Here is a 13632-nt window from a genome sequence, read left to right as displayed (position 1 = left end):
GCTCGACGGTGGGCGTCGGGGTGGGCGTGGGGGTGGGTGTCGGCTCGACGGTCGCCGTGGAGGTCGGCGTCGGCTCCACCGTGGGCGTCGGCGTGACCGTCGGGGTCGGCTCGACCGTCGGCGTCGGGGTGACCGTGGGCGACGGCGGGGTCGTCGGGCGCCCGTCGCACGGGACGCCGTTGACGGCGAAGTCCGTCGGCGCGGTGTTCGCTCCCGACCACGACCCCTGCAGGCCGAAGGACGTCGTGCCGCCCGAGGGCACGTTCCCGTTCCACGCCGCGTTGCGGGCGGTGACGCGGTTCCCCTCGGACGTCACGGTCGCGTTCCAGGCGCCCGTCACCTGCTGCGAGCCCGGCCACGTCCACGTGACGGTCCACGACGTCAGGGGAGTGCCGGTCGTCAGCCGGACGTCGGCCGTGAAGCCGCCCGGCCAGGTGTTGTTCGTCCAGGTGACGGCGCACGCGGCGACCGCCCCGGACGCGCGCGACGCCTGCGCGACGAGCGTCCCGACGACCGCGAGGAGCACGACGACGAGCGCGGCGAGCACCAGCCGGCCCCGGCCGCGCACGACTGCGATGGACATGTCCGGTCCTCTCCGACGCCGCCCTGCGCCGGCCGCCGCCTCCCCGCGTCGACCGTGGCGCGCGACCGTCCGCGGCGCCCCCTGCTGCGTCGCCGGGAAGCCTGCCGCTCGCCTCCCCCGACCCGTCACCCCCTCAAACGCTTCACCTCCCGTCAGCCCGGATCTTCGATACCGACATGGACGCCGCTCCAGGCGCGCGAACGGCACCCATGTCGGTATCGGCGGCCTCGCGCGGCGGACGAGGGAGGCCGGGTGGCGAGCCGAGGGGTGGAACGGGTTTGCCGCGAGGCGGGGCGGGTGCCTACGCTCCGGCGAACCACAAGGAACCCGGCGGGCCGTTGAGAGAGACGGAGGCCGGCGACAGATGGAGCAGGCACGTGGCACTTGTCGTGCAGAAGTTCGGTGGGTCGTCCGTCGCGGACGCCGCCAGCATCAAGAGGGTCGCCAAGCGGATCGCGGCGGCCAAGCGAGCGGGTGACGACATCGTCGTCGTGGTCTCGGCCATGGGTGACACGACGGACGAGCTCATCGACCTCGCCCAGCAGATCACCCCGCTGCCCCCGTCGCGGGAGATGGACATCCTCCTCACCGCGGGTGAGCGCATCTCGATGTCGCTGCTCGCGATGGCGATCAACAACCTCGGTGTGAAGGCCAAGTCCTTCACCGGCCAGCAGGCGGGCGTCATCACGGACGCCGTGCACGGCCGGGCGCGCATCGTCGACGTCGTCCCGCACCGCATCCGGGAGACGATCGAGCGCGGGCAGGTCGCGATCGTCGCGGGCTTCCAGGGCGTCACGTCCGACACCAACGACGTCACGACGCTCGGTCGCGGCGGCTCGGACACGACGGCCGTCGCGCTCGCGGCGGGTCTCGGCGCCGACGTCTGCGAGATCTACACCGACGTCGACGGCGTCTTCTCGGCGGACCCGCGCATCGTCCCCGCGGCGCGCAAGCTCGACCGCGTCTCCTACGACGAGATGCTCGAGCTCGCGGCCAGCGGCGCGAAGGTCCTCGTCCTGCGGTGCGTCGAGTACGCCCGCCGGTACGGGGTCCCGGTGCACGTCCGTTCGTCCTTCTCGACCCACACCGGCACGCTCGTGACCAACGAGCCGGCGCCCGACAGCCCCGAGGGAGCAGCAGTGGAACAGCCGATCATCGCGGGCGTCGCGCACGACCGCTCCGAGGCCAAGATCACCGTCGTCGGCGTGCCCGACGTGCCGGGCAAGGCCGCCCGGATCTTCCAGGTCGTCGCCGGGTCCGGTGTGAACATCGACATGATCGTCCAGAACGTGTCCGTCGCCGCGACGGGCCTCACGGACATCTCGTTCACGCTCCCCGCGTCCGACGGCGCGACGGCGACCGCCGCGCTGTCCGAGCACCAGCCCGACATCGGCTTCACGTCGCTGCAGTACGACGACACGATCGGCAAGCTCTCGCTCATCGGCGCGGGCATGAAGTCGCACCCCGGCGTCTCCGCGAAGCTGTTCGCGGCCCTGTCGGACGCCGGCATCAACATCGAGATGATCTCGACCTCGGAGATCCGCATCTCCGTCGTCACGCGGGCCGACAGCCTGGACGACGCGGTGCGCGCCGTCCACACGGCGTTCGACCTGGACGCGGACCAGCAGGAGGCAGTCGTGTACGGAGGGACGGGACGATGAGCGGGCTCACTGTCGCGGTGGTCGGGGCCACCGGCCAGGTCGGGAGCGTCCTGCGGCGCCTGCTCGACGAGCGGGACTTCCCCGTCGGGACGATCCGCTACTTCGCGTCGGCGCGCTCGGCCGGGACGACGCTGCCGTGGCGCGGCGCCGACGTCGTGGTCGAGGACGTCGCCACCGCCGACCTGTCGGGCATCGACATCGCGATCTTCTCCGCGGGCGGCGGCACGTCGAAGGAGCACGCGCCGCGGTTCGCGGCGGCCGGGGCGGTCGTCATCGACAACTCGTCGGCGTGGCGCCGTGACCCCGAGGTCCCGCTCGTCGTGTCCGAGGTCAACCCCGGCGCGCTCGACGAGACGGTCAAGGGCATCATCGCCAACCCGAACTGCACGACCATGGCCGCGATGCCGGTCCTCAAGGTGCTGCACGAGGAGGCCGGACTGCGCCGCCTCGTCGTGTCGACCTACCAGGCCGTGTCGGGTGCCGGCCTCGCGGGCGTCGCCGAGCTGGCGGGCCAGATCCAGGCGGCGTCGTCGCAGGACATCGCGGCGCTGACGCACGACGGGTCGGCGGTCGAGTTCCCCGCGGCGGAGAAGTTCCCCCGGACGATCGCGTTCGACGTCATCCCGCTCGCGGGGTCGATCCAGGACGACGGGTCGTACGAGACCGACGAGGAGCAGAAGCTCCGTCACGAGTCCCGCAAGATCCTCGGCATCCCCGACCTGCTGGTGTCCGGCACGTGCGTGCGCGTCCCGGTGTTCACGGGCCACTCGCTGTCGATCAACGCGGAGTTCGAGCGGCCGATCACGCCCGAGCGGGCGCGCGAGCTCCTCGCCGACGCGCCCGGCGTGCAGCTCGACGACGTCCCGACGCCGCTCGCCGCCGCCGGTGCCGACCCGAGCCTGGTCGGCCGCATCCGCCAGGACGAGGGCGCGCCCGAGGGGCGCGGCCTGGCCCTGTTCGTCAGCAACGACAACCTCCGCAAGGGCGCCGCGCTCAACGCCGTCCAGATCGCGGAGCTCGTCGCGGCCCGCCTGACGGCGACCACCCCCGCCTGACCCGTCCGTCCGGCGGCCACGTGCCGTCGACCACAACATGGCGCGCGCTCCGGACCCCCGGACCGCGCGCCATGTTGTGGTCGTGCGGGCGTGAGCGGCGGCCCGGACGCGAGCGTCGGCAGCCGGAGCGGGGCCGGGTGTCCTGGTCCGGTGCGAAGGGATCGACGGCGTGCGGTGGGGTCAGCCGGCGGGGTCGATGGGGAAGTTCTGGTCGAAGACGTGGTCCGGGTCGTACGTGCGCTTGAGGGCGCGGAGGCGGTCGAGGGTCGCGGGCGGGAAGGCGTCGAGCAGGCGCTCGGGGCGCGGGTCGGTCTCGAAGGACAGGTAGAGGCCGTCCATGTGCGGGTACGCGAGGCGGTCCCACGCGTCGTCGAGGCCGGACCGGTCCAGGCGCCCGGCGAACGATGTCACCGAGAACTCCTGCGTGCGGTGCGCGTAGGCGGTCGCGGACGCGTCGACGTCGTGCACCGCCCCGCCGGTGGCGCGGAGCTGGAGCAGCGATGCCTCGCCGCTGAGCAGCAGGTCGCCGAGCGCGGCGCCGGCGTCGGGCGTCATGCGGGGGAGCAGGCCGGAGCGTGACACGGGCGGGGCGCCGCCGTCGTGGTGCTTCGACACCGGCCCGATGATCCCGGCGTACGGCGTGACCTGGGCGCGCTGCTGGAGGACGGGTGCGACGTCGAGCATCGGCTCGAGCACCTCCACGGCAGCCGACGTGTCCGCCGACGCCCACACCGTCATGGCCTGCGCCATGGGTCCGCGGTCGCGGCCGCCCGCCGACAGGTGGAGGAACGACGTGAGCTCGCGGGGCGCGTCCTGCACGAGCGCACCCCAGCGGGACACGAGCGCGGCGGGGTCGGTCGCGTCGAAGACCATCTGCGCGAACACCACGTCGGGCACCTCGGACGCCTCGATCTCGACGGCCGTGACGACGCCGAGGTTGCCGCCCGCGCCGCGCAGTCCCCAGAAGAGCTCCGGCTCGGACGACGCCGACGCGACGTGCACCGACCCGTCGGCCAGCACGACCTCGTACGCGAGGACGTGGTCGATCGTCAGTCCGTGCAGCCGACCGAGCAGCCCGATGCCGCCGGTCGTGGCGAGCCCGCCGACGCCGACACCGCCGTAGTCGCCCGACGAGATGGCCCACCCGCGCCGCGCGATCGCGGACGCGACGGCCCCCCAGGTGGCGCCCGCACCGACGCGGACGCGGCGCGACGACTCGTCGAGCACCTCGACCGTCGACAGCCGCTCGAGGTCGAGCACCACGCCGCCGTCGTTGGTCGACCGCCCGGAGATGCCGTGACCGCCGGACCGTACGGCGAGCGGCCCGCGCTGCCCCCGCGCGTAGGTCAGCGCGGACGCGACCTCGGCGGTCGTCGACGGTCGGAGCACCAGACCGGGCGCGCCGCGGCGCATGTAGGTCGACCGGACCTCGGCGTACCGGCGGTCACCCGGCTCGACGACCTCGACGCCCGCGGGCACCGCGTCGTAGTCGATCCCGTCGACGCGCTTCGCGAGCGCGGCGGCGGATCGCACGGGCCCGGTCGCCGTCCCGGCCGACGCCCTCTCGGCGGCCACCGCCGACCGGACGGCGGGCGCGACCTCGGTCCCGAACGTCTCGATCACCGACGGGTCGTCGCTGCCGAGGATGAACGTCGCGACGCCGTCCTCGAGCGCGAGCGCGACGAGCGCGTCGACCCACGCCGACGGCGAGCCGGTGAGCGACCCGGAGCCGGGGGTCAGGTTGAGCAGCCGCCGGATCTCCCGCGGGTCCCGCCCGGCCGCAGCGGCGGCCGAGTCGATCGCGGCGTTCCCCCGCGCCAGGTCGCCGGGCGCCATGTACCCCTCGGACGGCAGCCACCCGTCGGCCTTCTCGCCGACGAGCCGCAGCATGCGCGGCTTGTAGGCGCCGAGCCAGATGCCGGCGTCATGCACGGGCGCCGGCCCGCGCTTGGCGCCGTCGACGGAGTGGTACGACCCGCCCGCTCGCAGGGGAGCTCGCGTCGAGGTGTCCCACAGGCCGCGGATGACGTCGATCGCCTCGGACAGCGCGTCGACCCCTTGTCCGGGCGTGAGCCGCCCGCCGCCCATCGCGTCGATCGCGTCCCAGAACGCGCCGGCTCCGAGCCCGAGCTCGGCCCGCCCGCCGGACAGCAGGTCGAGCGACGCGACGGCGCGCGCGAGGACGGCGGGCTGGCGCAGCGGCAGGTTGAGGACGTTGCCCGCGAGGTGCACGCGCGAGGTCCGGGCGGCGACGTAGGAGAGCAGCGTCCAGGTGTCGAGGAACCGCGGCTGGTACGGGTGGTCCTGGAAGGTCACGAGGTCGAGCCCGACCTCCTCGGTGAGCACGGCGAGCGAGACCGGGACCTGCGGGTCGACGTTCGTCGGGGTGATGAAGGTGCCGAAGGTGAGCTCGTGGCCGTAGTCGGGCATAAGTCCTCGTCGTCGTCGGGCGTGCGGCGGGGGAACAAGGGCCGCACCTGCCGCAACGAGGGAACCACCCCGGACCTTCCCTCGCCCTCTTGTGGCGCGCGGTGGTTCTGTGGTTCATTAGTCGAGTAATGAACCAAGGAACTCCACGACGACAGGAGCAGCCGCATGTTCGACGGCCGTGAACCCCTGTACGTCCAGATCGCCGACCAGATCCGTCAGGACGTCCTCAGCGGCGCCCTCGAGGCCGAGGAGCAGGTCATGTCCACGACGCAGTACGCGACGACCTTCCGCATCAACCCGGCCACCGCCGCCAAGGCGTTCGCCGAGCTGGTCGACGAGGGCGTCCTCTACAAGCGCCGCGGGGTCGGCATGTTCGTCGCCCCCGGTGCGCGCGAGAAGCTGCGCGCCGAGCGCCGCGACACGTTCTTCGCCGACGTCGTCGACCCGGTGCTCGAGCAGGCCCGCCTGCTCGGGATCGACGTCGACGAGGTCGTCGCCCGCCTCCGCGAGCGCGCGGCCGCGGCCGCTGCCGCTCCCGCACAGCCCACCACCGACACCCCCCAGGCAGGTGCCCGATGACCGGCTTCGGCGTCGAGGTCCGTGACCTCACCGCCCGTTACGGCTCGACGACCGCGCTCGACGCGGTGTCCTTCGAGATCCGCCCCGGCGCGATCACCGGCCTGCTCGGCCGCAACGGCTCGGGCAAGACGACGTTCCTGTCGGTGCTGGCCGCGTTCCGCCGCCGCAACGGCGGCACGATCCTGGTCGACGGCGAGGACCCGTGGGAGAACCCGCGGATCATGGGCGGGACCTGCCTGATCCGGGAGAGCGGCGACGTCGTCCCCGACGAGGCGATCAAGGAGAATCTGTCGTTCCTCGCGGACCGCCGGCCGCACTTCGACCGCGCCACCGCGGAGGCGTTGCTCGACCGGTTCGAGCTCGACCCCGACAAGCGCCCCGACCGCATGAGCCGCGGGCAGCGCTCGGCGTTCGGCGTCGTCGTCGGCATCGCGACGCGCGCACCGCTCACGCTGCTCGACGAGGTGCACCTCGGCATGGACGCCCCGGCGCGGTACGCGTTCTACGACGCGCTGCTCGCCGACTGGATCGAGCACCCGCGCACGATCGTGCTGTCGAGCCACCTCATCGGCGAGGTCGAGCGGTTGCTCGAGGACGTCGTCGTCATCGACAAGGGTCGTGTGCTGGCCGCCGACGACGCGACCACCCTGCGCGAGCAGGGTCTCACCGTCACGGGCCCGGCCGATGCTGTCGACGCGTTCGTCGCCGGCCGCCGCGTCGTCGCCCGCCAGTCCCTCGGGCGCACGGCCCAGGCGACCGTCATCGGCACGCAGGCCGACGACGACGCCCGCGCCCGCGCGGCCGGCCTCGAGCTCGGCGCCGTCGGGCTGCAGGACCTCTTCGTCCACCTGACCGACCGCGGCGCCGGCGAGACCGCCGACGCCCTCACCCCGCAGGAGTCCCGATGACCGCCGCCACGCCCGCCCTCCCGGCGAAGGCCCGGGCCGGCTACGTCGAGAGCCAGACGTGGCTCACCGCCCGCTGGCTGCTGCGCACGCAGGTCTACCTCGCCGCGTGGTTCTGGGGGCTCGCCGTCGTCGTGGCGACCGCGGCGATCCTGATCGTCACGAACGTCGGTGACCTGCACAACAGCATCGTCGCGTTCGCCCGCCAGGGCGCGATCTGGTTCCCGTTCTCGGTGTTCATCATCGTCACCACGACGTACTTCCCGATCCACGTCGCGACGGGCCTGACCCGCCGCAGCCTGGTCCGCGGGTCGCTCGTGGCAGCCGCCGTGACGGCGGTGCTCTACGGCGGGATGTTCTCGCTGCTGCTCCTCGTCGAGCGAGCGGTCTTCGACGCCGCCGGCTGGCGGTGGCAGTTCTTCGACGACCTCTCGGCCGGGGCCGGGCCGGAGACGTTCATCCCGGCGGCGCTGCTCACCTACCTCGTGGCCTACGTGTCGGGGCTGCTCGTCGGTATCGTCTACCTGCGGACCGGCGGGTGGTGGGGCACGCTCCTGCTGCCGTTCACCGCGGGCCCGATCCTGCTCGTCTCGGCCTTCTTCGCCGCCGACGCCGGCCCGATCGCGACCGAGACCTGGTTCGGCGGCAACGGCGTCACCGTGCCCATGGCCGTCGCCGCGAGCCTCGTCCTCGTCGCCGTCATGGCGGTCGTCGTCGACCGGCTCGTCCGGACCGCCGACGTGCCCGTCCGCACCAGCTGACCCACCGCCCGCCGACGCGGGCACCCGCACCACGCACCTCTCCGCGCACCACGGGACGGCCCGACGCCGCTCCCGCGGCACCGCACACCCTCGCGCCGGTCCCGACGACCGGCCGAGGCCCACCCGTCCCGCACCGACCCAGGAGGAGCACCATGCCCACCCCCGTCATCGAGGTCGAGCACCTGCGCAAGACCTACGGCCGCAACGTCGCCGTCGACGACGTCTCCCTGCACGTCCAGCCGGGCGAGATCTTCGGCATCCTCGGCCGCAACGGCGCCGGCAAGACGACGACCGTCGAGATCGTCGGCGGCCTGCGCCACGCCGACGCGGGCGACGTCCGCGTCCTCGGCCTCGACCCGCGCCGCGACGCGCGCCGCCTGCACGAGCGCGTCGGCCTCCAGCTCCAGGAGAGCGAGCTGCCGCCGCGCATCACCGTCCGTGAGGCGCTCGACCTGTACGCGTCCTTCTACGAGGACCCGGCCGACCCGGCCTCGCTGATCGCCGACCTCGGGCTGACCGAGAAGGCGGACACCCGGTTCCAGAACCTCTCGGGAGGGCAGAAGCAGCGGCTCTCGGTCGCCCTCGCGCTCGTCGGGAACCCCGAGGTCGCGATCCTCGACGAGCTCACGACGGGCCTCGACCCGCACGCCCGCCGTGAGACGTGGGGCGTCGTCGACGCGATCCGGCAGCGCGGCGTGACGATCGTGCTGGTCACGCACCTGATGGAGGAGGCGGAGCGGCTGTGCGACCGGATCGCGCTCATCGACGCGGGCCGCGTCGTCGCCACCGGGACGCCCGCCGAGCTCGCCGCGCGCGCCACGGCCGAGCAGGTGCTGCGGTTCCGCCCGTCGGCCCCGCTGCCCGCGGGGCTGCTCGACCGCGCCGCGTCGGTCACGCACGTCTCCGCCGCGCACGCCACGGCCGACGCGACCATCGAGGTCCGTGGCACCGACAACGTCGTGCAGGACGTGCTCGTCGCCCTCCACCAGCACGGGATCCGCCCGCTCGACCTGCACCTGGAGCAGGGCTCGCTCGAGGACGCGTTCGTCGCCCTCACCGGTCGCGCGTCGCAGGACGCCGGCCCGTCCGTCACCACCGCCACGGCCGCGCGCCGCGCGAAGAACCGGGAGAACTGAGGCCATGTCCACGACGACCACGAGCCCCGCCCGCACCGCGGCTCCGCGCCGCCCGTCGGGCACGCGCGCCCTGCGCCGCCTCACCGTCACGGAGGGCCGCCTGTTCCTCCGTGACCCGTCGAACGCGTTCTTCGCGATCGTCTTCCCCGGCCTGCTGCTCACGGTGCTCGGCCTCGTGATGCCGTGGGCGGACCAGCCGTTCGACGACAAGGACCCGATCCTGTCGCAGTTCACCGCTATCACCGGCTACACGCCGACGGTGCTGGCGCTCGCGGTCGGCACGGTCGCGTTCACGACGTACCCGACGACGATCGCCACCTACCGGCAGCGCGGCGTCCTGCGCCGGCTGTCGACGACGCCCGTCCCGCCGACGCGCGTGCTGGTCGCGCAGGTCGCGGTCAACCTGGGCGCGCTGCTCGTCGCGGCGGTGCTCGCGGTCGTCCTCGGCATGATCGTGGTCGGTGTCGAGGCACCCACGCAGCCCCTGCTCGTCGTCGGTGCGTTCGTCCTGTCGGTGCTGGCGGCGTTCGCGGTCGGCTCGCTCATCGCAGCGGTCGCCCCGACCGGCCCGGCGGCGAACGGCATCGGCGCGACCGTCTACTTCCTGTCGCTGTTCTTCGCGGGCGTGTGGCTGCCGCTGCCGCTCATGCCCGACGTGGTGCAGACCATCGCGCAGTGGACCCCGCTGGGCGCCGCCGCGCAGGCGATGTCGGCGGCGTGGTTCGGGCAGCCGTTCCCGGGCGTCGAGCTGCTCGCGCTGGCCGCGTGGGCGCTGGTCGGCATCCCGCTCGCGGCGCGCCTGTTCCGCTGGTCGTGAGCACCTGATCGCTCTCAGGAGGGGGAGCGCGACGGCCCGTCGGGGAGGTTCCCGGCGGGCCGTCGTCGTGCCGGCGCGCCCACGCGCGTCGTGGGAACGCCGTGGGAGCCGAGCATGTCGGAGGCCCGGTGTGGTCGCGCTCCCACCCGAAAGGTTTAGGAGTCTGGACGCCCTCTGTGCGGTTGCGGATGGTTGGCCCGACCTGCCCGACGTGCACCCCGAGCCGCCCGCATCGCCGCGGACACCGGCCCGAGGGCCAGGCCGGGCAGGAGTGCACCTCCGCCACCGTCCCGCGCGTGCCCGCACGGGACCCGGTGGGCACGCCCGCGTGACGTCGCACGGGCGGCCCGCACACCACGAAAGGTACGGACGATGTCGTCAACGACCCGCCGGCGAACCGCCTGGGTGGCTGTAGCCACCGTAGGTGTGTCGTCGTTCCTGGCGACCGCGGGGATCACCCCCGCGCTCGCCGCGGCCGGAGCGGGCTTGCCCGCCACGGTCACCGTCCCCGCGGCCTCGCCGGTGCGCGCCGCCGTCGACGGCGAGTACGCGCAGCGGTTCCTCGCGCAGTACGACAAGATCAAGGACCCGGCCAACGGGTACTTCAGCGCCCAGGGCATCCCGTACCACGCCGTCGAGACCCTCATGGTCGAGGCGCCCGACTACGGCCACGAGACGACCTCCGAGGCGTACTCCTACTGGCTGTGGCTCGAGGCCCTCTACGGCCAGGTCACCCAGGACTGGGCACCGCTCAACCACGCCTGGGACACGATGGAGAAGTACATGATCCCCCAGTCGGTGGATCAGCCCACGAACTCCTTCTACAACCCCAACTCGCCGGCCACCTACGCGCCCGAGTTCAACCACCCGAGCTCCTACCCGTCGCAGCTCAACAGCGGCATCACCGGCGGCACCGACCCGATCGGCGCCGAGCTCAAGTCGACCTACGGCAACGCGGACGTCTACCAGATGCACTGGCTGGCCGACGTCGACAACATCTACGGCTTCGGCGCCACGCCGGGCGCGGGCTGCGAGCTCGGCCCGACCGCGACCGGGACGTCGTTCATCAACACCTTCCAGCGCGGCCCGCAGGAGTCGGTCTGGGAGACCGTCCCGCAGCCGTCGTGCGAGGAGTTCAAGTACGGCGGCAAGAACGGGTTCCTCGACCTGTTCACCAAGGACGCGTCGTACGCGAAGCAGTGGAAGTACACCTCGGCGTCCGACGCCGACGCGCGTGCCGTCGAGGCCGTCTACTGGGCCAACCAGTGGGCGACCGAGCAGGGCAAGGCCGCCGACGTCGCCGCGACCGTGGCGAAGGCCGCCAAGATGGGCGACTACCTGCGCTACACGCTCTTCGACAAGTACTTCAAGAAGATCGGCTGCACCTCGCCGTCCTGCGCCGCCGGCCAGGGCCGTGAGGCCGCGCACTACCTGCTCTCCTGGTACATGGCCTGGGGCGGCGCGACCGACACCAACGCCGGCTGGGCGTGGCGCATCGGCTCGTCGCACGCGCACTTCGGCTACCAGAACCCGCTCGCCGCGTGGGCGCTGTCGACCGACCCGAAGCTGACGCCGAAGTCGCCGACCGCCAAGTCCGACTGGTCCGCCTCGATGCAGCGCCAGCTCGAGTTCTACACGTGGCTGCAGGCGTCCAACGGTGGCATCGCCGGTGGCGCGACGAACAGCTGGGACGGCGCCTACGCGCAGCCCCCGGCCGGCACGCCCACGTTCTACGGCATGGGCTACACCGAGGCGCCCGTCTACGTCGACCCGCCGTCGAACCGCTGGTTCGGCATGCAGGCGTGGGGCGTGCAGCGCGTCGCCGAGCTCTACTACGCGTCGGGCAACGCCCAGGCGAAGAAGATCCTCGACAAGTGGGTCCCGTGGGTCGTCGCGAACATCTCGACCGACGGCGCCAACTGGAAGGTCCCGAGCGAGCTCAAGTGGACCGGCAAGCCGGACACCTGGAACGCGGCCGCCCCGACGGGCAACCCCGGCCTCACGGTCGAGGTGACCAGCTACGGCCAGGACGTCGGCGTCGCCGCCGACACCGCACGTGCGCTGCTGTTCTACGCGGCCAAGTCGGGCGACACCGCGTCGCGCGACAAGGCGAAGGCGCTGCTCGACGCCATCTGGGCCAACAACCAGGACCCGCTCGGCGTCTCGGCGGTCGAGACCCGCGGCGACTACAAGCGGTTCGACGACACCTACGTCGCCAACGGTGACGGCATCTACATCCCGTCCGGCTGGACCGGCACGATGCCCAACGGCGACGTCATCAAGCCCGGCGTGTCCTTCCTGGACATCCGCAGCTTCTACAAGAAGGACCCGAACTGGAACAAGGTGCAGGCGTACCTCGACGGCGGCGCGGAGCCGCAGTTCCGGTACCACCGGTTCTGGGCCCAGACGGCCGTGGCCGGCGCGCTCGCGGACTACGCGCGCATGTTCGACGACGGCACCACCACGCCGGACACCACGCCGCCGTCGGTCCCGACGGGTCTGCAGGCGGGCCTCGTCACCTCGACCGAGGCGACGATCACCTGGACGGCCTCGACGGACGACACCCGCGTGGCGTCGTACGACGTGTACCGCGGCACCACGAAGGTCGGCTCGGCGACGACGACGTCCTTCACCGACACCGGCCTGACGGCCTCGACGGCGTACTCGTACACCGTCCGGGCGGTCGACGCGGCCGGCAACGTGTCCGCGGCGTCCTCGGCGCTCGCCGTCACCACCAAGGCGACGCCGTCCGACACGACGGCGCCGAGCGTGCCGTCGATCCTGTCGAGCGCGAGCACGACGAACAGCGTGACGATCGTGTGGTCCGCGTCGACGGACAACGCGGGCGGCTCGGGCCTCGCCGGGTACGACGTGTACCGCGGCACGACCCGCGTCGGCCAGACGACGGGCACGACGTTCACCGACACCGGCCTCGCCGCCGCGACCGCGTACCAGTACTCGGTCCGGGCGCGTGACGTCGCGGGCAACGTGTCCGCCGGCTCGACGGCCGTCACGGTCACCACGAAGTCCGACACCACGCCGGACACGACCGCGCCGAGCGTCCCGACGGGCCTCACGGCCACGACGATCGGCGAGACGAGCGTGACGCTCACGTGGAACGCGTCCACCGACACCGGTGGCTCGGGCCTCGCGGGCTACGACGTCTACCGCGGCACGACGAAGGTCGGCACGCCGACCTCCGCCACGTACACCGACAGCGGCCTCACCGCCGCCACGGCGTACCAGTACACCGTCCGGGCACGGGACGTCGCGGGCAACGTGTCCGCCGCGTCGAGCGCCCTGTCGGTCACGACCAAGTCGTCGCAGACGACCGGGTCCTGCAAGGTCACCTACAACGCCAGCAGCTGGAACACGGGCTTCACCGCCTCGGTGAAGGTCACCAACACCGGCACGACCACCCTGAACGGCTGGAGCCTCGGCTTCTCGTTCGCGAACGGTCAGCGGGTGCAGCAGGGCTGGAGCGCGAAGTGGAGCCAGTCCGGCACCACGGTGACCGCGACCAACGAGGCGTGGAACGGCACGCTGGCCCCTGGCCAGAGCGTCGACATCGGCTTCAACGGCTCGCACTCGGGCACGAACACGAACCCCACGTCGTTCACGCTCAACGGCGGCGCCTGCAGCTGACGCCACCCGCACGACAGCCGAGGCCGGTCCGGGCACGTCCCGGGCCGGCCTCGGCCGCGC

10 protein-coding genes are annotated in these 13632 nt (G+C 72.9%); 8 read left to right on the top strand and 2 right to left on the bottom strand.

Annotation, left to right across the window (positions count from 1 at the left end; genetic code table 11):
- Positions 1–583 (bottom strand): cellulose binding domain-containing protein (locus tag OMK64_RS15145; protein ID WP_272729196.1); only part of this gene is annotated, 583 nt, incomplete at its 3' end.
- A gap of 377 nt (positions 584–960) precedes the next feature.
- Here OMK64_RS15145 and OMK64_RS15140 point away from each other — a divergent pair.
- Together OMK64_RS15140 and OMK64_RS15135 are read left to right on the top strand one after the other, a co-directional pair.
- Positions 961–2244 (top strand): aspartate kinase, encoded by a 1284-nt coding sequence (locus OMK64_RS15140; RefSeq protein WP_124341676.1) that lies wholly within the window; start codon positions 961–963, stop codon positions 2242–2244.
- Positions 2241–3299 (top strand): aspartate-semialdehyde dehydrogenase, encoded by a 1059-nt coding sequence (locus OMK64_RS15135; protein WP_272729195.1) that lies wholly within the window; start codon positions 2241–2243, stop codon positions 3297–3299. Before OMK64_RS15140 ends, OMK64_RS15135 begins: the two co-directional genes overlap by 4 nt.
- A gap of 180 nt (positions 3300–3479) precedes the next feature.
- Here OMK64_RS15135 and OMK64_RS15130 read toward each other — a convergent pair whose 3' ends face one another.
- The gene (locus OMK64_RS15130) at positions 3480–5729 is read right to left on the bottom strand and encodes an LLM class flavin-dependent oxidoreductase (RefSeq protein WP_272729194.1); all 2250 of its coding nucleotides are present in this window, start codon (positions 5727–5729) and stop codon (positions 3480–3482) included.
- 165 nt (positions 5730–5894) lie between these two features.
- Between OMK64_RS15130 and OMK64_RS15125 the strand changes: the two genes are divergently transcribed.
- From OMK64_RS15125 to OMK64_RS15100, 6 genes are all read left to right on the top strand, one after another.
- Entirely contained in the window at positions 5895–6308 is a 414-nt protein-coding gene (locus OMK64_RS15125) for a GntR family transcriptional regulator (RefSeq protein WP_272729193.1), read from the top strand.
- Complete coding sequence (locus tag OMK64_RS15120; protein WP_272729192.1) at positions 6305–7216, top strand: ABC transporter ATP-binding protein; 912 nt, start codon at positions 6305–6307, stop codon at positions 7214–7216. The genes OMK64_RS15125 and OMK64_RS15120 overlap by 4 nt, the downstream gene beginning before the upstream one ends.
- On the top strand, positions 7213–7974 hold the full coding sequence (locus tag OMK64_RS15115) for a hypothetical protein (protein ID WP_272729191.1): 762 nt from the start codon (positions 7213–7215) through the stop codon (positions 7972–7974). Before OMK64_RS15120 ends, OMK64_RS15115 begins: the two co-directional genes overlap by 4 nt.
- A gap of 152 nt (positions 7975–8126) precedes the next feature.
- Positions 8127–9110: an ABC transporter ATP-binding protein gene (locus OMK64_RS15110; RefSeq protein WP_272729190.1), complete on the top strand. Its 984-nt coding sequence runs from the start codon at positions 8127–8129 to the stop codon at positions 9108–9110.
- 4 nt (positions 9111–9114) lie between these two features.
- Entirely contained in the window at positions 9115–9927 is an 813-nt protein-coding gene (locus tag OMK64_RS15105; protein ID WP_272729189.1) for an ABC transporter permease, read from the top strand.
- Positions 9928–10299: 372 nt separating this feature from the next.
- Positions 10300–13572, top strand: a complete 3273-nt coding sequence (locus OMK64_RS15100) for a glycoside hydrolase family 48 protein (RefSeq protein ID WP_272729188.1) — start codon at positions 10300–10302, stop codon at positions 13570–13572.
- Positions 13573–13632 lie beyond the last annotated feature (60 nt).

It is taken from the genome of Cellulomonas fimi (assembly GCF_028527925.1).
GTDB lineage: Bacteria > Actinomycetota > Actinomycetes > Actinomycetales > Cellulomonadaceae > Cellulomonas > Cellulomonas fimi_C.
This window is presented reverse-complemented; position numbering and strand designations above follow the sequence as displayed.